The 23,824-nt window shown below is 44.8% G+C and carries 21 protein-coding genes; 13 read left to right on the top strand and 8 right to left on the bottom strand.

The window, feature by feature from the left end:
• Positions 1–26: 26 nt before the first annotated feature.
• On the bottom strand, positions 27–1,958 hold the full coding sequence (locus ACRRQV_RS10850; RefSeq protein WP_432530623.1) for a S9 family peptidase: 1,932 nt from the start codon (positions 1,956–1,958) through the stop codon (positions 27–29).
• Between the two features lie 151 nt (positions 1,959–2,109).
• Here ACRRQV_RS10850 and ACRRQV_RS10845 point away from each other — a divergent pair, with 151 nt between their 5' ends.
• The 8 genes from ACRRQV_RS10845 to ACRRQV_RS10810 all read left to right on the top strand — a co-directional run bounded on the left by ACRRQV_RS10845 (position 2,110) and on the right by ACRRQV_RS10810 (position 12,026).
• On the top strand, positions 2,110–2,667 hold the full coding sequence (locus tag ACRRQV_RS10845) for a GNAT family N-acetyltransferase (protein WP_432530621.1): 558 nt from the start codon (positions 2,110–2,112) through the stop codon (positions 2,665–2,667).
• A 100-nt stretch (positions 2,668–2,767) separates the two neighbouring features.
• Positions 2,768–3,601 carry an alpha/beta fold hydrolase gene (locus ACRRQV_RS10840; protein WP_432530619.1) on the top strand — a complete coding sequence of 278 codons (834 nt, stop codon included), beginning with the start codon at positions 2,768–2,770 and terminating at the stop codon, positions 3,599–3,601.
• Between the two features lie 107 nt (positions 3,602–3,708).
• Complete coding sequence (locus tag ACRRQV_RS10835) at positions 3,709–6,855, top strand: SNF2 helicase associated domain-containing protein (protein WP_432530617.1); 3,147 nt, start codon at positions 3,709–3,711, stop codon at positions 6,853–6,855.
• Between the two features lie 255 nt (positions 6,856–7,110).
• Entirely contained in the window at positions 7,111–8,271 is a 1,161-nt protein-coding gene (locus ACRRQV_RS10830) for an ATP-binding protein (protein ID WP_432530615.1), read from the top strand.
• A gap of 224 nt (positions 8,272–8,495) precedes the next feature.
• Complete coding sequence (locus ACRRQV_RS10825; RefSeq protein WP_432530613.1) at positions 8,496–9,611, top strand: diguanylate cyclase; 1,116 nt, start codon at positions 8,496–8,498, stop codon at positions 9,609–9,611.
• Positions 9,612–9,715: 104 nt separating this feature from the next.
• Positions 9,716–10,387 (top strand): YdeI/OmpD-associated family protein, encoded by a 672-nt coding sequence (locus ACRRQV_RS10820; RefSeq protein ID WP_432530611.1) that lies wholly within the window; start codon positions 9,716–9,718, stop codon positions 10,385–10,387.
• 72 nt (positions 10,388–10,459) lie between these two features.
• The gene (locus tag ACRRQV_RS10815) at positions 10,460–10,903 is read left to right on the top strand and encodes a VOC family protein (protein ID WP_432530608.1); all 444 of its coding nucleotides are present in this window, start codon (positions 10,460–10,462) and stop codon (positions 10,901–10,903) included.
• 184 nt (positions 10,904–11,087) lie between these two features.
• Entirely contained in the window at positions 11,088–12,026 is a 939-nt protein-coding gene (locus tag ACRRQV_RS10810; protein WP_432530606.1) for an aldo/keto reductase, read from the top strand.
• A gap of 56 nt (positions 12,027–12,082) precedes the next feature.
• Here the strand turns inward: ACRRQV_RS10810 and ACRRQV_RS10805 are convergent, their stop codons facing one another.
• Positions 12,083–13,093: an alpha/beta hydrolase gene (locus ACRRQV_RS10805; RefSeq protein WP_432530604.1), complete on the bottom strand. Its 1,011-nt coding sequence runs from the start codon at positions 13,091–13,093 to the stop codon at positions 12,083–12,085.
• A 271-nt stretch (positions 13,094–13,364) separates the two neighbouring features.
• On the opposite strand from ACRRQV_RS10805, the gene mnmH reads away from it, so the two are divergent.
• Positions 13,365–14,423 (top strand): tRNA 2-selenouridine(34) synthase MnmH, encoded by a 1,059-nt coding sequence (gene mnmH, locus ACRRQV_RS10800; protein WP_432530602.1) that lies wholly within the window; start codon positions 13,365–13,367, stop codon positions 14,421–14,423.
• A 70-nt stretch (positions 14,424–14,493) separates the two neighbouring features.
• On the opposite strand, the gene ACRRQV_RS10795 is transcribed toward mnmH, so the two are convergent.
• From ACRRQV_RS10795 to ACRRQV_RS10775, 5 genes are all read right to left on the bottom strand, one after another.
• Positions 14,494–15,951 (bottom strand): PTS mannitol transporter subunit IICB, encoded by a 1,458-nt coding sequence (locus ACRRQV_RS10795; RefSeq protein ID WP_432530600.1) that lies wholly within the window; start codon positions 15,949–15,951, stop codon positions 14,494–14,496.
• A gap of 147 nt (positions 15,952–16,098) precedes the next feature.
• Entirely contained in the window at positions 16,099–16,536 is a 438-nt protein-coding gene (locus ACRRQV_RS10790; protein ID WP_432530598.1) for a PTS sugar transporter subunit IIA, read from the bottom strand.
• Position 16,537: 1 nt separating this feature from the next.
• Positions 16,538–17,737, bottom strand: a complete 1,200-nt coding sequence (locus ACRRQV_RS10785) for a mannitol-1-phosphate 5-dehydrogenase (protein WP_432530596.1) — start codon at positions 17,735–17,737, stop codon at positions 16,538–16,540.
• Positions 17,738–17,757: 20 nt separating this feature from the next.
• Complete coding sequence (gene hxlB, locus ACRRQV_RS10780) at positions 17,758–18,318, bottom strand: 6-phospho-3-hexuloisomerase (RefSeq protein ID WP_432530594.1); 561 nt, start codon at positions 18,316–18,318, stop codon at positions 17,758–17,760.
• Positions 18,305–19,024: a ribulose-phosphate 3-epimerase gene (locus ACRRQV_RS10775; RefSeq protein WP_432530592.1), complete on the bottom strand. Its 720-nt coding sequence runs from the start codon at positions 19,022–19,024 to the stop codon at positions 18,305–18,307. Before ACRRQV_RS10775 ends, hxlB begins: the two co-directional genes overlap by 14 nt.
• 173 nt (positions 19,025–19,197) lie before the next feature.
• On the opposite strand from ACRRQV_RS10775, the gene ACRRQV_RS10770 reads away from it, so the two are divergent.
• Together ACRRQV_RS10770 and ACRRQV_RS10765 are read left to right on the top strand one after the other, a co-directional pair.
• On the top strand, positions 19,198–19,947 hold the full coding sequence (locus ACRRQV_RS10770; RefSeq protein WP_432530590.1) for a DeoR/GlpR family DNA-binding transcription regulator: 750 nt from the start codon (positions 19,198–19,200) through the stop codon (positions 19,945–19,947).
• Between the two features lie 70 nt (positions 19,948–20,017).
• Entirely contained in the window at positions 20,018–20,197 is a 180-nt protein-coding gene (locus tag ACRRQV_RS10765) for a PhnA domain-containing protein (RefSeq protein WP_432530588.1), read from the top strand.
• A gap of 35 nt (positions 20,198–20,232) precedes the next feature.
• Here ACRRQV_RS10765 and ACRRQV_RS10760 read toward each other — a convergent pair whose 3' ends face one another.
• The gene (locus tag ACRRQV_RS10760) at positions 20,233–21,285 is read right to left on the bottom strand and encodes a DctP family TRAP transporter solute-binding subunit (protein ID WP_432530586.1); all 1,053 of its coding nucleotides are present in this window, start codon (positions 21,283–21,285) and stop codon (positions 20,233–20,235) included.
• Between the two features lie 73 nt (positions 21,286–21,358).
• On the opposite strand from ACRRQV_RS10760, the gene ACRRQV_RS10755 reads away from it, so the two are divergent.
• Positions 21,359–22,960 (top strand): ATP-binding protein, encoded by a 1,602-nt coding sequence (locus tag ACRRQV_RS10755; protein ID WP_432530584.1) that lies wholly within the window; start codon positions 21,359–21,361, stop codon positions 22,958–22,960.
• Complete coding sequence (locus ACRRQV_RS10750) at positions 22,950–23,648, top strand: response regulator (protein WP_432530582.1); 699 nt, start codon at positions 22,950–22,952, stop codon at positions 23,646–23,648. Before ACRRQV_RS10755 ends, ACRRQV_RS10750 begins: the two co-directional genes overlap by 11 nt.
• Positions 23,649–23,824 lie beyond the last annotated feature (176 nt).

Raw genomic sequence — 23,824 nt, 5'->3', positions numbered from 1 at the left:
GACACAGGGGCTTCCTTTTGTTTTCCTCATAAATTATCAATCTCAATCGGTTCAATCGAATCGCCAAGGGGAAAGCCAAAGACTTTGGCGTAAAAGTAAAGTTCGGCTTCGATGGAGCATTTGATGTTTTTCTCCATTCGGAATCCGTGGCCTTCGCCTTCGAAAGTGAGAAAAGCGACAGGCAAGCCGTTTGATCTCAATGCATCTGCCATCACTTCGGCTTGATTTGGGGGAACTACTTTATCTTCAAGTCCGTGCAAGAAAATCACGGGGCAAGACAATTGATCCGTGAAGTGGATAGGCGAGCGTTCAAAGTAAACGTTTTTCGCTTCCGGGTAAGGCCCGAGTAAGCTGTCGAGGTACCTGGCCTCAAATTTATGGGTTTCCGCCACAAAGCTCTCCAGTTCGCTTAACCCAAAATAACTGGCACCGGCATTGTAGAGGTCTGTGAAAACGAGCGAAGCCAATGTCGTATAGCCGCCTGCGCTGCCGCCGGCTATGGCAATCCGGCTGCTATCCACTTCTCCTTGGTCAATTAAAAAGCGCACAGCATTTGCGCAATCCTGGACATCGACAATTCCCCAATTTCCTCTTAAACGCTCGCGGTATTCGCGGCCAAATCCAGTTGAACCACCGTAATTCACATCAATGATTGCAAACCCGCGGCTTGTCCAGTACTGAGTGGACGCCAAATCAAGGGCGGCTTTGAGTGCACTGGTCGGACCGCCATGGACATGCACCACTAAAGGCGGTTTTTCATCAGACGCCGCCTTGTAGTCCGGGTTTTTCGGACGGTAATAGAAAGCGTGTGCCGTTTGGCTGCCTTCAGTAGGAAACTCGACCGCTTCCGGCAACGACAAGTAGTCTTCATCTACAACCAAATCGGAAGAAACGCGGATTTCTTCTTCCTGATCGCCCTGAACACCCATCCAGACGATGCGCGGAAATTCGGTCGGAGACGAAGCGATAAAAAGAACTGCCTCGCCATTCGAGTGAATGGAAGAAAATGAGGTGAATCGGGTTTCAACTGGAGAAGAGGTCCCATTTTCTACATCAATTTTTGTTAAATGCTGAATGCCGTTTTCGGTATAGGCCGCAATGATTATCCGTTCATCGACAAAATCGAAATCGGAATTGCCAAACATCCAGCTGGGCGAACCGAATTCAACGTCCATTGGGCAAACCGCTTCCACTTCATTTCCTGAGAGCCGCATGAGGTTCCACCAGTTTGTGCGGTCGGACAGAAAGTACAATGTGCCATCAGGTGACCAAACCGGCTGTATAATCGATTCATTCGGCCCGCCTGCGATTTGTTTGGCGTTGGAAACCGACCCATCTTGGTTTAAATCCGCAACCCAAAGCTCGGTTTCATCCCATGGCATATTCGGATGGTTCCAAGTCAAAAAAGCCAGCTGCTTCGAATCGGGGCTAATGCGGGGATTCGAATAGAAATCGTTGCCGGAAATGATGATTTTTTCATTGCTGCCGTCCAAATCCATGGCCACAATTGCCGTTTCCGCAGAAATTGCCGATTTGGTGTGGTCTTCCCGGATCCAATACAGGCGGCTTCGCAATTCATCGACTGCACCATCGGCGTATCGGTGATTGGAATCGGACGTTATTGGTTGAATGGAATCCGGTTCGTGCAGCCGATAAAGCAAATTGTCTTCGTAATTGGAAAAGTACAGCTCGGATTGATGAACGGCAAAAGGAGCGCCGCCGTACTCATGGACGCGTGTGCGCACGTTATAAGGAGCAGGCGTGACTTCCTGAAGGCTGCCATCGCTGGATTTTTTCATCACAGTGGTGCGCCCGTCTTCAGCTGGAAGTTCTTCTGTCCAGTAAATGTCTCGACCGCTAAAAGAAGCAATTTCAATTGGCCGAATGTCTTGTGAAATCAAATCTCCAGTAATCGGTGATTTCCAACTTCCGTAAGGCGCGGTAACAACAGAGCTCATAATTTGATTTCCTCCTTGATAAAGCTTAAATTCTGTATTCTTTGTATCTTATCACGATAAATATCTGAAAAGTAAAACTATTTATTTTGTAAAGGCTAAAATTGCTAGAATATAAATAGGAGCGCCTATTTTTAAAAAAGGAGGCAAAAAAATGAAAGAAGAAGCAATCATTTTTCCCGTGCTGGAAACCGAAAGACTGTATCTTAGAACCGTGGTGGAAGAAGATGCCCGCAGCATGATGGTTTATCTTTCAGACCCGGAAGTCATGAAATACTATGGCTTGGATCCGTTTGAACACATTGAAGAAGCGTTGAGTGAAGTGGTTTGGTATCAATCGATATTTAAAGACCAAACAGGCATGCGGTGGGCCATTACGTTAAAAGGACAAGACGAAATGATCGGGAGCTGCGGTTTCTTAAATCACAGCTCTAAAAACCATCGTGCGGATATCGGCTATGAACTGGCCAAAAGCCATTGGGGAAAAGGGCTGATGCACGAAGCTCTTGCGGCGGTAATACAGTATGGCTTTGAACAATGGCAACTGCAGCGAATACAGGCGTTGATCGAACCGCCCAATAGTTCCTCTATTAAAACAGTGGAAAAACTAGGCTTCATGCAGGAAGGCTTGTTGAGAAGTTATGAATTTACCGGGCGGAAATTTGACGATTTGTATATGTATTCTTTACTGAAAAGCGAATTTGAAGGATGAGCATAGGACAAGCATAAACAGCTGATGGCGGGAAACAGCGCTATGCATGGTATAATGGATAAATAAGTTGCGCGTTTTACTTTTGAAGGTGGTGCTTTTGATGAGAAAACCAGAAACGGCTGAAGAGGCCATAAAAAAATACAATGTCAGGCTGTCGGGCTATGGAAACAAAGTTTTGGTGTTTGCGCATGGATTTGGCTGTGACCAATATGTTTGGAAAGAAGTGGCGCCGGCATTTGAAGGAAGATACCGGGTCGTCCTTTTCGATTATATCGGATCTGGAAAAAGCGACAAATCAGCGTATTCTTCGGAAAAATACAGCACGCTTCATGGCTATAAAGAAGACCTATTGAATTTATGCGAGGCGCTGGAATTGGAAAACGTTGTGTTCATTGGCCATTCGGTCAGCAGCATGATCGGTGCCTTGGCCGCGATTGAACGTCCAGATTTGATTGAGAATTTAATCATGATCGGCCCGTCGCCTTATTATTTAAATGAAGAAGGATATAAAGGCGGATTTGAAAAAGCGGAAATTGATGGCATGCTCGAAATGATGGAAGTCAATTATGAAGATTGGGCAAAATTTTTGGCGCCTCTCGTTATGCAAAACGAAGAGCGTCCTCACCTGGCGGAAGAATTTGAACGGGTGCTGTGCACCAACGACCCATTTGTGGCCCGCCATTTTGCAGAAGCGACGTTTTTGGCTGATGTCCGCAATGAACTTGAGAAAATTACGGTTCCGACCTTGATTCTTCAAGCCCGTGAAGACGCGATTGCACCGGAAGCAGTTGGGAAATACGTCCACAGTAAAATTCCGGACAGCGAGTTTATGTTAATGGAAGCGACTGGCCATAACCCGCATGTCAGCCATGCGCAAGAAACCGTCGCTAAAATCCAGTCGTATTTGATGAATGAAGCGGCAGCGTGTACATAACCAAAATTAAACCCGTCACCGCTTAGCGATGATGGGTTTTGTTGTTTTACAGGAACAATGCTGGTTAAATAGACAGTAAACGGATGCAATTTGGGAAGGAAAGACGCATGGACTTTTCACTAAACACGTCAAAAATACATAAATTATGCGGCATGGCCGCTTATAAAAAAGGTGTGGCGCTGCATCAGGCTGGAAAAATTGTCTTTTTGCCGAATAGAGACGATGAGTTGTCCGTTAAAGCATTGGTGCTCGGCCGAAACGAGTTCCAAGTCAGCGTGAACGAGTCGGCAGACGGGGAAATCCACGCTTCGTGCAGCTGCCCGCCGGTCGGGTTTGTGGCGACTTTTTGCCATCACATCGCCGGTGTGTTGGTGGCCATTGAAGAATCGCAAAAACCGGAACAACCGATTGCTGCGGAAATGCTGGGCTTGTTTGCAAAGCCGGCTGCCAAACCAAGAGGCAAGCGGCGATATTTTGAAGACCGCGAGCTTGTGCACGTGGAATTTATTTGCATGCCGATTTTTTCGGCTAATGCAGATCCTGTTCTTGGAGTTGCCCTAAAAGCGGGAACGGGAGCGCTGGAAGAAATCAAAAACATGAAAGAATTCCTTCGGAAAATTGAAGAAGGCGGCGTGTACCGCGAATCTTCGCGTTTCAGTTATTCTCCGGAAACGTGCAGCTTTGACGAGCAGACAGAAGCGGTGCTTCGTTTCTTGATCAAAAGCCGGCGCTTTGCAGAAGCCTCTGAAAACACGTTGCTTGTTTCCGCATCTGATTGGGAACGGCTATTGCCATTGTTGCAGCAAGCTCCATTGGCAAAGGCCGGGAAAAACCTCGATTCTGCTAAAAAACTCCGATTAATCGAAAAAGCGCCGTTGTCTTTTCGCTTTGACGAAGCACTTTCTGGCGGCTTTCGAATGGACGTGGAAGGGCTGGAAGAAGTTGTAGTATTGCCGGCTTATGAAACAGCGATGGCTGATGGTACGTTTATCCCACTGAGCGGGGAAGACACGAAGCGTTTGGCGCAATTAAAAGGGCTGATGAACGGGTCAGAAAAGCGGCTGTTTCTTTCTGCAGCCGAAATGGACCATTTTATGGAAACGGTCATCCCGGGGCTTGAACAGTTGGGAGACATCCAGATTTCAGATGCAGTGGCAGAGCGGCTCGTGGAAACGCCGCTTCAGGCCAAATTGTTTTTGGACCGCATCCGGCACCGTTTGCTGGCAGGCGTGGAGTTTCATTATGGACATCTCGTAATCAATCCAAGTGAAGAAGCAGAAGAAGGATTTCGCCATTATCCAGGCATCCGGCGGCAGTGCGACAAAGAACAGGAAGTCCTTGATTTGATGCACGACAGCCTGTTTACGCAAACGGACGGCGGCTATTACATGCACGATGAAGAAGCGGAATATGACTTTCTTTACCACACGGTCCCAAAGCTTGAAAAATTGGTTCAAGTCTATGCCACCACGGCGGTTAAACTCCGCATCCAAAAAGTGTACGCTGGGCCGAAAGTCAAAGTGGAAATTGGCGAGCGAACCGACTGGCTGGAGTTTCAGTTTGATCTGAAAAACATTCCGGAAGCGGAAATCCAGCAAATCTTGGCGGCGCTTGAAGAAAAACGGAAGTATTACCGGATTCCGAACGGCACGCTTATGTCATTGGAAACCCCTGAGTTTTTAGCATTGGCCGATTTTATTCACGATTTCGGAATAACTGAAGAAAACTTCGGCAGAGAAATCCGCGTGCCGTTAATTGAAGGCATGCAGCTAGCGGAGTTGTTGGAAGAAGGCCGACTGGCCGATCCCGGAAAAACATTTGCCGAACTGATGGCGGCTTTACAGAAACCGGAAGCAACCGGCAAAGAAGTGCCGGAGCCGTTGAAAGACGTGCTGCGCGATTACCAAAAAACTGGCTTTAGCTGGTTCAAGCTGCTCGCGAAATACAAATTTGGCGGCATTTTAGCGGATGACATGGGCCTCGGGAAAACGATACAAAGCATTGCGTTTCTTCTGTCCGTGCTTCCGGACATTCGGGCGCGCCAACTGCCTGCGCTGATTGTGGCGCCGTCTTCGCTTACGTACAATTGGATGAACGAGCTGAAAAAATTCGCTCCGGACATAAAAGCCGAGATTATCGACGGTTCGAAAGACAAGCGGACACGGCTGTTAAACGCCAGTTCCGGGCTGGACGTCATTATTACGTCGTACCCGTCGCTGCGCATGGATCAAGTATTGTACCGGAACAAAACATTCCACACCTTGTTTTTAGACGAAGCGCAGGCGTTTAAAAACCCGACCACGCAAACGGCGAAAGCAGTGAAAACGATCCAAGCCAATTATCGATTTGCGCTTACCGGAACGCCGATCGAAAATTCCTTGGACGAACTGTGGTCCATTTTTAATGTGGTGTTCCCGCAACTGTTGCCGGGGCGGCAAGCGTTCAGCGAAATGCGCCGGGAATCGATTACGAAACGGGTGCGCCCGTTCATTTTGCGGCGCGTCAAACAAGATGTCCTAAAAGAGCTGCCGGACAAAGTGGAAACCGTCTTGCGCTCCGAGCTTTTGACAGAGCAGAAAACATTGTACGCTGCATATTTAGCGGAACTGAAGCACGATGCCTTAAAGCACCTCAACAAAGACAGCTTCCAGAAAAACCGCATCCGGATCTTAGCCGGGCTCACACGCCTTCGCCAATTATGCTGCCACCCGTCTCTGTTTGTGGAAGGATACGACGGAGGTTCAGCAAAATTTGATCAGTTGATGGAGCTGGTGGAAGAATGTCGCTTGTCGGGAAGACGGGTATTGATCTTTTCCCAGTTTACGCAAATGCTCGGCATCATCGGCCGGCAATTGGCGAAAGAAGGCGTGCCGTATTTTTATTTGGACGGCCAAACGCCGCCGATGGAACGCGTGGAACTTTGTGAACGCTTTAACGGCGGCGAAGGGGAATTGTTTCTCATTTCCTTAAAAGCGGGCGGCACCGGACTTAATTTAACAGGTGCCGATACCGTCATTTTATACGATCTCTGGTGGAATCCAGCGGTTGAGCAGCAAGCAGCTGACCGAGCACACCGAATGGGCCAGAAAAATACGGTTCACGTTATCCGGCTAGTGGCCAAAGGAACCATCGAAGAAAAAATCACCGAACTCCAGATGAAAAAGAAAAACTTGATCGACGAAGTGATCCAAGCCGGCGAGGAGCCCTTAAAGGCCATGACGGAAGAGGATATTCGAGAGATTTTAATGGCATGAAATACCGCAAAAACAAGCCCTCTCTGTCACGAAAACAGAAAGGGCTTGTTTTTATTTAGTTGCGGGTGCTGTGCATTGGATTGGTTCTAGATGCAAGAGTTTTTTGAAAGATGAAATAAAATAGGCACTGGTTCTAATTGGTAAACTGTTTATAATGAAAGAAAGAAAAGAATTTTTTTGGACAAAAGGTGTGGATTTGTGAAGCAGTTTAATAAAAACAAAAACCAAAAAATATATTATATATTAGCAACGCTTATGACCGCTTTGATGGTTGTGGGGTTGTTTATCGTCAATCCGCGATATGATGGAACCAAAGAAGGCTTTTATATACACCTGGCGCTGGCAGTATTATTGACTATTGCGGTCTTCGTGTATCCGACGCACGAGCGTCCCTTCTGGCGCCGGCTCATTATTGTGCTTGCATCTGCTTATTTTTACGCCATTTTCTTTTTATATCCTGAAACGTGGTCCACTTTTATTTTTCTTTGTTTTATTCCCGCACTGTCTATTTTGTTTTTTGATGCGAAACTGTTTTACTTTTCCCTGGTCTTTAATTTCCTGCTCATCTTGCTGACTTTTAGTTACATCATGCTAATCGACCAAGGCACTGATTATGCGCATATCAAATTGGACATCATCGGAAACTGCATTAATTTTATTGGCAGCCAAGCGATTTTGTTTCTGATTTTCCACCTGACATCTGATCGGATTAAAAAGCAGCAAATTTATTACGAAGAATTGCAGCAAGCGGAAAGGTTGACCACTACAGGCCAACTGGCAGCGGCCATCGCCCATGAAATTCGTAATCCGTTGACAGTGGTAAGCGGCTTTTTGCAGTTTTACGAACAAAACGATGCCGTCAACAAAGAAATGAAAAGCAAATTTTCGTTAATGATCGATGAGTTGAACACGGCGGAACATGTCATTTCGCAATTTTTGGATATCGCCAAACCTGATGAAAATCACATGCCAGAAGCGGTAGACGTCAGAAAAACATTGCATGGTGTAGCCGATTTGCTGATGTCGTATGGGGTTTTTCATCAGCATCGTATCGAAGTGCAGGCACAAGAAAATCTGCATATTCAAGCCAACACGATTGAATTCAAGCAATTGATCATCAATCTTGTGAAAAATGCCATTGAAGCATCGCGCGAAGGCGAAGGTGTAGTGATTTCGGCAATCGAAAAAAAGAAGTTCGTCGAAATCCGCATCATTGATACCGGATTTGGCATGACTGAAGAAGAAGTCAAATCCGCCGGAACGCCTTTTTATTCACTAAAAAGCAAAGGGACCGGCCTTGGGCTGATGATTTGCTTTAATATCGTCGAGAAGTTTGGTGGTACCATTGACATTCAAAGCGAGAAAGGAAAAGGAACAACAGTCACGATTTGCTTTCCTGCTGCAATGGCGACATAAAGAACTGTAGATTTTAGCCTGTAAGGAGTTTTCTTACAGGCTTTTTGTTTGGCAGATTTTAAAGAAGGAAACTCTGTCTGAAAAGAAAACGGAAATAAGTGCAAAAAAGTTCTATATTTTAACAGTTTTCAACACTATAATTGAACTATGTGTTTGGAAGTGGATTAGGACATAATAACTGCTTTTAAGAATGGAAAATGAATGGGCAAGGCAGGAGGTCTGGAGTGGACAGGCATGATAAAGAAGAGATGGATTATGCATTTTGGTCAAAAAAGATTCTCTATTTCTATTGGTTACTGGTAATTATTTTAATCGGCGGACAAATTGTCGGCTTGATTGTGACATTATTCTATTTCCCGGATTATACAGCCGAATACATTGCGGTAAAAATGGTTTTGCCGATCTCCCTTCTTTTGATCGTGGTGTTGGTCTGGGAGTTTCTGGTGAAGTTCTTAAAAATTTTCAATCCGATTGTCTTGCTCTTCGCAGGAACGCTTTTGTCTCTTGTGGTCATTTTAAGCAATCCCAACATGCCTGGCCTGCAATTGTCCTTGTTATTGCCGATGGCGATCTCGTTGATTTATTTGGATAAAACTATTTTATTCGCCAGCTTTGCCATTAATTTTATCGGCTTGCTGCTTGTTCAATTATTTAGCCATGACGTAAGAGATGCCATTTCTCCCTACGAATACTCAACCTATCTTTTTGGTTTGTGTGCCGGATTTATCGTGTATTTGGCGGTCATTGAACGGGGAAGCGAAGTGCTGAACGTGTTGCGGGAAGCCAATGAAAAAGAGCAAGAGCTGCTCGTTAAAAACAAAGTGATGGAACGGGTTTCAAAAACCGACGCATTGACCGGGTTGTATAACCACAAAACCTTCCATGAATATATGGATGCATTTGTAGAAAAGGCGGCTGCCACGCATATGCCGCTTCAGCTTGCTGTGCTGGACGTTGATAATTTCAAAAAAGTAAACGATGATTTTGGCCATAGTGCGGGCGACGTTGTGTTGAAGAAAGTGGCTGAAACTCTGCTGGAGAAAGCGACCGGAAATGATGTAGTGGCCCGTTACGGGGGAGAAGAATTTGCCATCTTATTTACCGGAAAAAGTTTTCAGGAAACGATGAAGTGCATGGAAGAGATGCGGAAAGCCGTTGCGGAACTCGAGCATCCGGGACTTCTTGGCAGAAAAGTGACCATCAGCGTCGGCTTGCAAAACTTTCAGCCAAACCTTGCAAAAAGCGAATTCTTTAACAAAGCAGATGCTCTGCTCTATGATGCAAAGAAAAGCGGGAAAAACAAAGTGGTGCACGGCAGAAAATTGGAGTACAGCATTTAAGTATGTAAAAGTAGCTAGTGATTTAGACTGTTCATTAATTGCTACTAATCGACGGCTGTTGTCTTTATTTGGAACAGCCAGATACATATAGAAAGAAGGATTTTATGGCCAAAACGATAGCAGAAAAACTGAATTTGCATAAATACGAAAAAGCAGCGGTGCTCAATTTGCCAACAGGAGCGGATTACCTTTCCGAATTGCAGGCCTATGATACGGTGCTTGATGAGTCTGCTTACAATCTCATCTTCGTGTTCGTCGTCGATATGGACTCGCTGAAACAAGTGGTCAACCGTGTAATCGAAAAGCAATCACTGGCGAAAAACGGTTTTCTTTATTTCGCTTATCCTAAAAAAGGAAATAAAGTGTATCCGACGTTTATCCATCGGGACGAGTTGTTTCCAGCGTTAAATGTAGATGAAGACGGCTATGTCGGGACTAGCAGCCTTAAATTTGCTCGAATGGTTGGACTCGATGATGTCTTTACGGTAGTAGGCTTAAAAGAAGCAGCCCAAAACCGCGGCAAAGTTTCATCGGCTTCCAGCCAACGCGTTGATGATTACATTGAAATGATTCCTTTGGTAGAACAGGATTTACAGGCAATTCCTGCTGTGCTGGCTTTCTATCAAACGCTGACACCCGGCTACCAGAAAGATTGGGCTCGTTATGTATACAGTGCCAAACAAGAACCGACAAAAGAAAAAAGGCGCCAAGAAATGATCAAGGTTTTGGCAGCAGGTTATAAAACGCGAGATTTATACAGAAAAGAAAACGCGTAAAACAAGGTTGTTTTTCATTGAAAATTCTGATACTTTAAAAGGGATGAGAAACCATTTGAAAGGGGTAGAGTGATGCCAGTAAATATCTACATGAATTTTAATGGAGATTGCCGGGATGCAGTAGAATATTATGCGAACGTTTTTGGAGTGCCGACGCCGGACATTATGACATTCGGTGAGGGCCCGTCCGAACCAGGATTTGAAATGCCGGAAGAAATGAAAAATTTGGTCATGCATGCGCGGATCAATCTGTACGGAAGCGACGTCATGTTTTCGGATTCAATGCCCGGCTCGCCGGTGACATTCGGGAACAACCTCAACATGACAGTGGTAACAACCGATTTGGAGAAAATGAAAACCGATTTTGAAAAATTGGCCAAAGACGGTGAAGTGAGAATACCTCTTGAAAAAACGTTTTGGAGCGCAGCGTATGGAGCTATAAAAGACAAGTTTGGCATCGAATGGCAGTTCAGCTATGACGATGGGTCAGAGATGAATTTCGATGTAAATGAATAAAAGCAGAGAAAGGCCGCCGCGAACCGAATGTTCGCGGCGGTTTTTTATGGAAATAGGGAGCACTGTTTATGCAGTGAAAAACTTGTCCATTCCTCCTGTTAATTTTGCCTTTGCAGCCTGGATTAATGGAGAACGCATAGGGAATAGAAGAGAAGATAAAAAATGAAATGGAGTGATAAGTCGAATGAAGATGAAACCATTAGGCAACAGCGAATTGATTTCTTCAACAATGGGGCTTGGATTGATGGGCATGTCCCATGTATACGGGCAAGCGGACGATGCGGAATCGATCAAAACCATCCACCGCGCCATGGAATTAGGCGTAACGATGCTCGATACGGCAGATGTTTATGGCAACGGGCATAATGAGGAACTGCTCGGAAAAGCGATCAAAGGAAAACGGGACAGTGTGCTTGTCGCCACCAAATTCGGCTTTGGCCCCAACTTCCAAGGCATTACGGGACATCCGGATTACGTCAGAAGTTCGGTTGAAGCGAGCCTTGTCCGATTAGGCATTGAAACGATTGACCTTTACTACCAGCACCGCGTTGATCCGAGTGTGCCAATTGAAGAAACAGTCGGCGCCATGGCGGAACTTATTAAAGAAGGAAAAGTACGCCAGCTTGGGTTGTCGGAAGCTTCGGCTGACGAAATCAGACGGGCACATACAGTGCATCCAATTGCAGCGCTGCAGACGGAGTATTCCTTGTGGAGCCGGGATATTGAAGAGGAAATCCTGCCTGCACTGAGGGAATTGAACATCACGCATGTCGCCTATAGCCCGCTGAGCCGCGGTTTCCTTTCCGGCAGCATCCGCAGATTTGAAGACTTTGCCGAAGATGACATGAGGCAGTACATGCCCCGGTTTAAAGGCGAGAATTTCAATAAAAATATCGAATTGGTTGATAAAATCACTGAGCTGGCTGAAAAGAAAAATGTTTCTGCTTCTCAAATGGCGCTCGCTTGGGTGATGGCAAACGGAGCGCTGCCCATTCCGGGAACGCGCCACATCAGCCATTTAGAAGAAAACATTGCGGCACTTGATATTATGCTGACGCCTGATGAATTAAAAGAAATTGAAGCAGCAAGCCCTTCAAACGAAGTATCAGGAACTCGCTATTAATTGAGAAGAGGGAAAGCAAAGTTGTGATTTGCTTTCCCTCTTCTTAATTCTAAAGTTCAATCGATCTTTTCAATTTGTTCTTTAATGGCGTTGAAAACCAAGTCGGGCTCGTCCTCGGCTATAAAGTGGCCACTTTTTTCGGCGACGATCAATTTGCTGTCGGTTGAAAGAGTGAGCTGCTGTTTTTGCTGTTCTTGCCATATGGCCTCCATCTGGCGGCTATTTTCTGGAGATATTCCAAGAGCGGTTGTATCAGTTGGAATCCCGCGCGTGATAACCGTTAAAGGGATCTCTCCGAGAGTTTGGCCGCGAATGCTGTTTTCTAGGCGGGTGCGATTTCTTAATTCTTGTTCTTGTGCTTGGAAAAATTTTGGCTGCAGTTCAACATTTAAAGCAAAATCCTGCTCTTTTTCCGATAGATCGGGTAAAATCGAATTTTTCATTAATCGGATCACTCCGACTCGCTTTAGCAAAGTCGACATAGTGGCGGAAGGGCTGTTTATTAACACGGGGTCTAAGCCGGCTTCAATGAGGAAAGGCTTGGTTTCTTTGGAATAATTTTCAGGTCTCGAATCGAGTAAAACAATTCCTTCAACTTCATCCGGGTAGGTTTGAGCAAATAGCCTTGCATACATTCCCCCTAAAGAATGCCCCACCAAAATATAAGGGCCATCAATTTCCTCGTTTTTTAAAGCTGTATAAAACTCTTGGATGATATTATCTCCTGTTCGTTCTGTTGTCGGTTCTTCACTCCATGCATAGCCTCCCCGATCATATGTTACAACTGTCCCGTAACGAGAAAGTTCTTTTGGCAAATCGCCCCAACTGCTGCTTGCCATGCCGCTTCCAGTTTCAAAGAGGATCGTTGGTTTTCCTTCGCCTTGTTTGTGGAGATGGAGTTTAAAACCGCCTGCATCTACCAGCTTTCCTTCGGGAGGAAAGTTTTTGCTGGCAATCGCTTCAAAGGCCATTCCCGAAAGCACTAAAAGAAAAGCCAAAGCTATTAGCAAAACTAAAATTTTCATCCATAGCGGTTTTTTTCTCTTCACAACTGGGGGCTTCTTCATATAAGTTCCTCCTTGCAATGTGATGAACCGACTCAACTAAGGAAATTCATTTCTTAGATTATAATTCTATTTTGCTGGAATAACAGCACTTTATGCCCTGTTTCTAAACCGTTGCAGAAATATTTAGTAACTTGTTATTCGTTAAATAAATAGGAAAGCAGCCATTGAGCCTGCTTCTTTTTCAGTAAGCATCTGATGCCGCTTGCGCTTCTGAACGGGTGTATACTTGATAGATAGGGAATAAAAAGCGCACTCTTTTGGAGGAGAAATCATGTTTAGCAACATCACAGTAGACGAATTAGTTCCATTGTTTGAAAACGGTGAAATGAAGTTGATCGATGTCCGATCGCCATCTGAATATGAAAATTTTTCAATTCCTGGCAGCATCAACATTCCGTTTTTTGACGATGCCGAACGGGCAGAAATTGGCACCTTGTATAAACAAGTCAGCGTAGACGCAGCGAAAGAACGCGGCCTTGAAATCATTTCAGCCAAACTTCCGGAATTTGTCAGGGAATTTAAAAAAATTGATGGCAATAAGACGGTATTTTGCTGGCGCGGCGGCATGCGCAGCAGAACGACTGCAACGTTGTTGTCGTTAATGGATGTCCATGTCAGCCGGCTTGAAGGCGGCATCCGCGAATACCGGAGATGGGTGGTCAGCCAGCTGGACCAACCCGAAATTCCGTCCAACGCCTTTGTGTTAAACGGATTGACCGGCTCCGGAAAAACCACCATCTTAAAAGCACTGGAACAGCAAGGCTATCCGGTCGTAGATCTTGAAGGCATGGCGAACCACAAAGGATCGATTTTTGGCCATATCGGCACCGAACCGCATAATCAGAAAAAATTTGATTCGCTATTGGTCCACCAACTGCGGAAGCTGCAGAACGCGCCATACGTGTTGTTTGAAGCGGAAGGCAGCCGGATTGGAAAAGCCGCAACGCCGCCGTGGTTCAACGAACTGAAAACCCACAGCCTGCATTTGATCATCGACATGCCAATGGAAGCGCGCATCAAAGAAATTTTGGAAGACTATCACCCGACGGACCACCAAGCCGAATTTATGGAAGCATTCCTTCGGATCAAAACCCGCATGCCGCAGGACATTGCCAATCAAATCGAAGCGGATTTGACAACGTGCGACTTTTCTTCGGCGGTTCGGCTGCTGCTCGAGCATTACTACGATGCCCGCTATAAGCATACGGGGCTACAGTATCCAGCGACGCAGAAAAAAGTGCTGGCAGTCCACAACATCGAAGAAGCTATTCAAGCAGTGAAAGACCATATTCCAATTCCAAGCAAAATAGGCAAAAAGCAGTTTGTATAAAACCGCTTTGCAATAAAACCATCAAAAAGCCGAAGTTCCTTTTCTCTAGGAACTTCGGCTTTTTGATTTGTTATTTTGCTTCTAACTCATCCAGCAATTGAGCAAGGTTGGAATCGTTGATGTAATTGTCGATTGTAATGATTTTTTTGTCTTTATGGGACATGCGGGCTCTTTCCAGTAAATCTTTATGAACGACGATAATATCGCTGTCATCCGGAACATCTTCTATCCGGTAGTTCTTGACTTCAATATCTGTAATGTTTTTCTTTTGAAGCCGTTTTCTAAAAGTCGTCGCTCCTAAAGCGCTGCTTCCTGCACCTGCATCACAGGCAAAGGAGATTTTGCTGATGCGCCCGACACCTGCAGGCTCAGCAGTAAGGCTGTTCGTTAAAGGATCGGCTGATGGAGCCAATAATTCTTTTCCTTCAGCTTTCATAGAACGTGAACGTTCCACAGAGCTTGTAAATCCTTCTTCTTCCTCCTCGTCCGTCTTTTTATCCATTTTCAGGATAATAGAAGTGACGATAAACGAAACGACAGTTGCTACGAGAACACCTGAAATGATTCCTAAGAAGTTGCCTTTAGGCGTCAAAGCAAGATAAGCAAAAATGGAACCAGGGCTAGGACCGGCAACCAAACCTGCATTGAATAGGCTGAATACGGCAATACCGGACATGCCTCCAGCGATCATCCCTAATATTGTAAGGGGTTTCATTAAAACATAAGGGAAGTACAATTCATGAATACCGCCGAAGAAGTGAATGATAATTGCTCCTGGTGCAGTGCGTCTTGCAACTTTTTTGCCAAAGAACGTAAAGGCTAAAAGCAAGCCAAGTCCTGGCCCAGGGTTGGACGCTACAGTGAAGTAAATGGATTTCCCGGCATCAAGCGTTTGCTGCATGCCCAATGGGTAGTAAATCCCTTGGTCAATGACGTTGTTCAAAAATAATACTTTAGCAGGTTCATTGATCAAAGAAAGCAATGGCAAGAAGCCGGTAGCAACTAATGCTTGAATCGCAGACGTGACAAATCCGTTTGCCGCTTCAATAACAGGGCCGATGAACGAATAAGAGACGATCATTAAAAGGAAACCTAAAATACCAATAGAAAAGTTATTGACGATCATTTCAAAGCCGGCCGGAATTTTGTTTTCAATGGCGTTATCGAATTTCTTGATAATCCATCCTCCAAGAGGGCCGATAATCATTGCGCCTAAAAACATAGGGATTTCAGAACCGACAATTAATCCGATGGCTCCAATAGCTCCCATGACGGCGCCGCGTTGGCCGGCAACCATGCGGCCTCCGGTAACTGCTAATAGGACGGGAAGCAAATAAGTGATGGTAGGGCCAACCATTGACCCGAGATCTTCGTTCGGATACCAACCGGTAGGGATAAATAACGCAGTCAGAATACCCCAAGCGATAAAAGCGCCGATATTCGGCAAAACCATATTCGTTAAAAAGCCGCCAAATGCTTGGATTCGCGCACGCGTTGTTGGTGCTTTAGATTCAGCTACATTCGCCATTTCTATCATTCCTTTAAATGTAATAGTGTTCAATTAAAAAGGGGAGTTAGGAAAAACTAAAAACGATCGCGTTGGTTTAAAGCTTCCGGTTGTGTTTTGTTGAACAAAAATCCCCCCTTTCAGTGCATAAATTTGATTAAGAAAAGATTATTCAACCATCTGAATTAAGCGAATGACTTCTTCTTCGTTTTTCGCGTTTTTAAAATCCTCTAAAATATCGTCATCAATGAGCAGGGAAGACAAGTCGGATATCAAATCGAGATGGCCGGTTGTGTCTTCAGCAGCCAGGACGAAGAGAATGTTCACTTCTTTTGCTTCTGGGAAAAGTACGGCATTGTTTAATTTCAAAAAGGAAATGCCGGTTTTAATAACGCCGCCTTCATTTTTAGCATGAGGCATGGCAATTCCTGGAACCAGGACGATATAAGGGCCGTTAACATTTACGCTGTCAATCATGTCCTGGATGTATTTAGGAGTGATAAATCCTTTTTGCAGCAAAGGCTGAGCCGCCGCTTGAATGGATTCCTCCCATGATGAAACTTCCTCTAAAAATAATGTATTGCCTTTCAAATAATCGCTTAACATTTTAGTTCTCCTTTCCTGCCTCTTGTAAGACAGCCAATAATTCGTCAGCGCTGCTGTTTTTTAATCGATTGTAATTTTCACTGATCCGCTTAACCAACTGCTGGTTTTCAATCTGGGTAAAATGCGGGATGGCTTTTTCAATTCCGTTTTCTTGGATATATGCCTGCAAAGCGGCGGATTCTTCGTCTTGCGGATTATCAAACAAAAAGGCAGCCGCCACTGCTATGGCTAAATGGCCAACAGGAAGACCCAGTTCTGCCAGTTCTCTGGCTGGCTGAGTTAATCGTTCGTTAAAACTTAGCTTGCGGATAGGTGATCTTCCTACACGGAAAACGTCGTCGCTAATGTTTTTATTTTGAAAACGCTTGAGGATCTTTTCAATAAAAAGATGCAGCTCTTCATGTGTAATGCCGAACGTGTGGTGAATATAGTGGGAAGCTTCTTCGAGCGTTTCTCTGACAAACTGTTCAATTGCTGGTTTTTCCAAAGCACTTTGTATGGTTGCTTCGTTGGCAAGAAACCCGATATAAGCAGTTGTGGCATGGCCCATGTTCAAAATATATAGTTTTCGTTCGATATACGGTTTTAAATCTTCAACATACAGAGCATCTTGTATGGACGGCAAGTCCAAATTCGTCATTTCGGATTTATTGATGACCCATTCATAAAAAGGTTCGACCAATGCGATTTCCCCGTCATCTGTCGTTTTTGACAAGGAAAGGCGATCAATCGCTGTATTGGGGAAGCCGGCAAAAGCATTAATTTCTTCCATTTCACTCGCAGAAACAAGTTGTGCGATTTCTTGTTTTAGCGTGGACGAAGCATTAATGGCATTTTCGTTTGCCAGAATATCGATTTTGTTCTTGTTTTCCCGCTGCCTCTTTAAAAGGCCTTTAGAAAGAACCGGAGCAATTCTTGAAAGGTTTTGGACTCCTACAGATGTAGTGATCAAATCGGCCTTTGCGATCGCCTCTATTACTTGTTCTTCTTGAGTGAGGCTATTCAAAGCTGAGACAGGGGAGACGGCTATTTCTGTCTGGCTATCGTCCAGTAGTTCAAACACATACCGATTTGTTTCGTTGAAACTGTCTACCATTTGCTGGTTGACGTCGACAAAGCACACTTCATATCCGGTTTTGTTCAACAAATAGCCAATAAAGCCTTTTCCAATATTTCCAGCGCCAAAATGCAGAGCTTTCATCGAATTCTCTCCTTTCTCACCTATTCGAGGTTAGCGTGGTATTCCCATAAGCTATGCATGTCGATAGTTTGTTCTCTTACGATGGTTAATGCAAGTGTATCGCCCAATAGCAGCAAGCTTTGTTCAAACAAACTGGTCATCGGCTGGACAGAAGGGATTTCCCCGGGCAATTGCAATTTCGTACTTACCGGAATTCTCACAAAAAGATCGGAATGCTCGCGCATGGAACTGTTAGGATTAGCGCCAATATGAGCAACAGTCGCGTTAAATTGCTTGGCTTTTTTTGCAATGATCAACGGGAAAGCGGATTCTCCGCTTCCTGAGCCGACAATCAACAAATCCTTTTCCGTAATGGCAGGTTCGGTGATTTGGCCAACCACATAAGTTTTGATGCCGAGGTGGGCCAAACGCTTCGCGATTGCCTGCAAGGACAATAAAACTCGCCCAACCCCTACAAAGAAAACCTTGTCCGCTTTTTTTATAGCAGCAAGCAAGTTTTCCGCTTCGGTGTTGTCAATGCTGTTCAACGTAGTGGAAAGTTCATTGGTGATTTCTTTTGCGATATCATTAAATTGAACCATGGTAGGTTTCCTCCTTTTCCAGTCCTTCGGAAATGCGTTGTTCCACGATTTTTTTGTTTTCGGCTAAGCTTTGGCCCTTCATGAACAAGCTGGTAGTGCCGGCAACCAAAATATCCGCGCCTGCTCCTACTAAACCGGGAATGGTCTCCAACGAGACACGCCCGTCAACTTCAATTTTTGTATGCAAGCCTTTTTCTTTTATCAAGCGGTTCAAGTCTTCCACTTTTTTTACAGCATAGGAAACTTGTTTTTCGTTTTTATCAGTTGCAAATCCAGGATTGATCAGCATAAGCAATACCGTATCGACTTGCGGCAAAACATATTCTAGTACTGATAACGGAGTGGCCGGATTGATGGCTACGCCCACTTTAGTATCGCTTTTTTTGATCAATTGGATATAGCGGTCGATATGCGTGCTTGTTTCCAAATGGAAGGAAATTTGCTCGACCCCGATATTTAGCATTTCTTGTATGAAAAATTCATTATTGTTGGCCATAATATGAACATCGAACTTCATATCGGTGATTTTGCGCAATTGCTTTACGGTATCGATTCCTAGTGGCATGCTTGGACTGAAAGCGCCGTCAATTATATCGATATGCAAAGTATCCAAACCTTCTTTTTCGATTTCTCTTACGCTTTTTTCCAAATTGCACAAATCTGCACACATAATGGACGGTGCGATAACGACTTCTTTGTTTTGCATGTTTATGCCTCCAATTTTGCGCTTATTTGCGGGTTTTTATCAGTATAAAGCGTTTCCAATAGATAGTAAAGCATGTTTGTGCGTTTTTTAATTAAAATTTCTGCGTGTTTCTTTTTGTCTTGAATATTCCCTCTATGATAAACTTAAAGAAATAAAAAAGGAGTACCACCCATATGCTAAAAGAAGAACGCCAACAGCGAATAGTAGAAATTTTAAATGAGGAACGAAAAGTGATCGCGAGCGACTTAAGCAAGCGTTTATTCGTTTCTGAAGATACCATCCGAAGAGATTTGAAAGAATTGGACCTCCAAGGCTTAGTTAAAAGAGTTCATAGCGGAGCGATGCGAATTGGGCCGCCCGTAGTGGATTTTTCAACGCGGCAAACAGTATTAAATGAAATGAAAATCAAACTGGCAGAAAAAGCGATGGAATTTATTAAAGACGGCATGGTGCTGCTGATTGATGGAGGGACCACCAATCTGCATTTAGCAAACCAGCTGCCATTGTCATTAAAAGCAACGGTGATTACGAACAGTCCACCTATTGCCATGGCCTTGATCCATCATGAAAACGTGGAAGTTCTGATGGTGGGAGGCACGCTGTTCAAGCAGTCATTGGTAAATCTAGGCATTGATACGGTTGAAACACTGAACGCCATGCGAGCCGACTTGTATATCATGGGCATTTATAAAGTAGACTCCAATGCTGGAGTTAGCGTGCCAAGTTTATCCGAAGCGTTAGTAAAACGGAAAATGGCTGCTATCTCGACCGAAATTTTGGCTATGGTGACGCCCGACAAATTAGATACGATTTCCAGCCACATTGTCTGCCCGACCAACGAATTAACTTATTTAATTACGGAAAGTGTAAATGAAGACATTAAAAAGATTTACGATAGCCAAGGAACAATGGTCATCGATTAAGAGATGACCCCGAAATTTAGATTTTTCGATGTTATTACGCATTTCATTCATACAAAATGAGGCACACCAAATGAGCGATTTGCCAATTTGCCCGAAATGCAGCTCTGCTTATACGTATGAAGACGGCAATCAACTGATCGGAACGAAAGTAAAGAACATTTTCTTAGTTGAAGGAGATCACAACATTGATTGCAAAATCGATGGGTTCGGACCGATGGAATTAAAATCGGAGTTTGTGAAAAAAGCGTAAAAAAGAAGCTTAGCCAAATTGGCCGAGCTTCTTTTTTACTGCTGTTGCTGCAACTCCTGCAAATCTTCCACTAGGTCTTTGCCAATTACTTCACCGAATTCCGCGTACAACGGCATGAGTTTGTTCCGCCATTGCTGCTTTTCTGCAGGCGTCAGCTCGTGGATTTGGATATCCGAGCTTTCTTTGATCAATTTCAATTGTTCTTCGTTGAGCCTGACGGCGTTCTGGTCATTCCAAGCGGTCGTTTCCGCCATGGCTTCCTGCAAAATACGCTTTGTGTTGTCTGTTTGCCGGTCCCATACGTTTTGGTCCATCATGACGGCATAGCCTAAATAGCCGTGGCTGCTCAACGTCAAATGCTTTTGGACTTGGTAAAACTTTCTGGAATAAATATTGGAAATGGTGTTTTCTTCGCCATCCACTTTTCCGTCTTCAATCAAATTAAAGGTGGAGTTGAACGATTCCTGCAGCGTCTTGGCTTCCAGTAAATCAAATTGGCCTTGGATGACGTCGCTCGGCATGATGCGGAGCGTTTGATTTTTAATGTCTTCCGGCTCTATAATGGGTCCGGTATTGCTCGTAATTTGCTTAAAGCCGTTCGACCAATGAGCGAGCCCCTTGATGTTTTCTTCTTGCAACGACGCCAATAATTTCTCCCCAATTGCCCCGTGGATGCCTTGCTGCATCGCTTCATCATCAGAAAACGCAAAAGGCAGATCGAGTATGCCCCATTTTGGCGACAATGCCCCGAGCTTTGATGTGGACGGAGCAATGATTTGAACTTCTCCGTCTTTTAAGGCATTGATTTCTTCGATATCCGAGTATAAGCTTCCGTTAGGGAAGACGACAATTTGAATGGTTCCGTTTGATTTTTCAGCGACCAGTTCCGCAAATTTTGCGGCAGCTTGGCCTTTAGGTGTGTTTTCCGCAACCACGTGGCTGAACTTGAAGACAATTTGGTCCGACAATCCTTCTTGGTCATCATCATAGGGAGGTTCTGCCTGCGGAAACAGATTGTGATATCCTATATAAACTGCGAGAGCGAGACCGACAGCGGCAAAAAGCATAACAACAGTTGTTTTTTTCAAGGTCCGCCTCCTCTTGATTTTTCTTAAGCATAAACAGAACAGCCCGATTCGTAAAGGGAAAGGAGCAGGAACGATGAAGCAGCTGCCGATCCGGTGGAAAATCATGATTTTATCGTATGCCGTTGTGATTTTTTCGTTATTGATTGGCGGAATCGTCATTGTCGCCAATATCCAGCAAAACGAAGAGCAAGATTTGCGGATCCGGGCCATGAATACGGCACGGACGGTCGCTGAATTGCCTGATATAAAAAGCGGCGTCGAACAGGCGAACGGCTGGGAATCAGTCAACCCGATTGTGGAAGAGCTGCGGATCATCAACGAAGCTGATTATATCGTGGTGATGAATATGGAGAGGGTCCGGTATTCGCATCCTTCCCAAGCCAAACTTGGAACGCTTTCCAAAGGGGAAGACGAAGAAGCGGCTTTTGCTGAACACATTTATTTTTCAAAAGCTAAAGGAGAGCTCGGCACTGTAGTCCGTGCATTCGTTCCCATCAAAAACGAAGCACTGGACCAAGTCGGAGTGGTTGTCGCCGGGAATAAGCTGCCGAACATTTTCGATATCATGGGCGATTTAGGAAAAGCGATTCTTTTTGTGGTCGTCTTAACGCTGCTGTTCGGATTAATCGGTTCTATCATGCTCGCCAACCACATCAAAAAGCAGATGTTCCAGCTGGAGCCGCACGAAATCAAACGCATGCATGAAGAACGCACCGCAACATTTCATGCCATGAACGAAGGCGTCATCGCGATTGACAGCAAAAATATCATTACGATATTCAACGAAAAAGCGAAAAAGGTCTTTAACGTCAGCGGTGATCTCGTCGGGCAGCAAATTCATGACGTGCTTCCGGACACCCGCCTTCCAGAAATTGTTGAAAAAAACCAAGCGGTCTATAATGAGGAAATACGAGTCAGCGGAAAAGTGATTGTCAGCACACGGATTCCCATCGAAAAGGATGAAGAGTTGATCGGAGCAGTTGCGATCTTCCAGGATCGGACAGAAGCGGCGAAGCTTGCGGAAGAATTGACGGGCGTCAAAAACTTCGTCGAGGCGCTCCGTGTTCAAAGCCATGAGCACATGAACAAGCTTCATACAATTGCAGGGTTGATCCAGCTGGGGAAACCTGAAAAAGCACTGGATCTGGCCTATCACATAACGGCAGAACAAGTGAACGTCACCAACTTTTTGAATAAAAAAATTCAAAATGATGCGGTTGCGGGTCTGTTATTGAGCAAAATAAGAAGAGGAAAAGAGCTGGATATTCAAGTAGTGCTTGATTCGAATAGCTACTTTTCTATTTTCTCAAGTGAATTGGACCAGCACGATTTTGTCGTTTTGCTCGGCAACTTGATTGAAAACGCGTTTGCGGCCTTTGAAAATGTCGAGGGCGAAGATAAACGGATCGATATCAGCATTGAACAGTCCGAAGGCATTTGCGCCATTTTAGTGGAAGACAACGGTTCGGGCATTCAAGAAGAATACATGCCGCGCTTATACGACAAAGGATTTACTGTAAACAAAACCGGCGGAACAGGTTATGGCCTTTATTTGGTCAAGCAGATTGTGGACAAAGGGAGAGGACAAATCCAGGTATCCTCGGCACCGGATAAAGGCACTTCTTTCATAATCACTTTCCCGATGGAAGCGGAGGACAAAGTAGATGGCAGCTAGAGAAGAAGTCAAAGTCATATTGATCGAAGACGATCCGATGGTTCAGGAAGTCAATAAAGAATTTATCGAAAGTGTGGAAGGCTTTCGGGTCATCAAGGTGGCCGGAAACGGGGAAGAAGGCATTGCGCTGATCAAAGAATTTCAGCCGGACTTGGCGATTTTGGATGTTTTCATGCCGAAAAAAGACGGCATGAAAACATTGCAGGAGCTTCGCAAGCAAAAAATTGAAGTGGACGTCATCGTGGTTTCCGCCGCTAAAGATGCGGACACCATCAAACTGATGCTGCAAAACGGGGCCATGGACTACATCATGAAGCCGTTCAAACTCAACCGAATCCAGCAGGCGCTAGAAAAGTACCGGCAATACCGCAGCAACTTCAATCACTCGGAAACCGTCTCACAAGAGCAATTGGACGCGCTGCTGTATTCCGGATCCTCTGTAAAGGCACCCAGTGCTTATTTGCCGAAGGGCTTAAACGAATTTACGTTAAACGAAATTATAGCAAATATCCGGGTTCAAGAAATCCCGCGTTCCGCAGAAGAAGTGGCGAATGCCATTGGAATCGCTCGGGTGACCGCCCGCCGCTACCTTGATTACTTGGAAAAAAGCGGTGTCATCACACTCGATGTGCAGTACGGGGGCGTCGGCAGGCCGGTGAACCGCTATGTTTATAATAGAGAAAAATAATCTTAAAATGCGTTTGCTGCAGAAAACATAAAAAAACGATGCTGAAAATAACTTTTTAGCATCGTTTTTTAATTGGAAAATTTTAAGACCAAAAAGACCAAAATAGCCATTATGACCATAACCTTCTCCTGAACGTTTGAAAGCGTTATCATTTGAACAATCAGAAAATGAATCGA

It is taken from the genome of Planococcus sp. YIM B11945 (genome assembly GCF_050864155.1).
Lineage (GTDB): Bacteria > Bacillota > Bacilli > Bacillales_A > Planococcaceae > Planococcus.
This window is presented reverse-complemented; position numbering and strand designations above follow the sequence as displayed.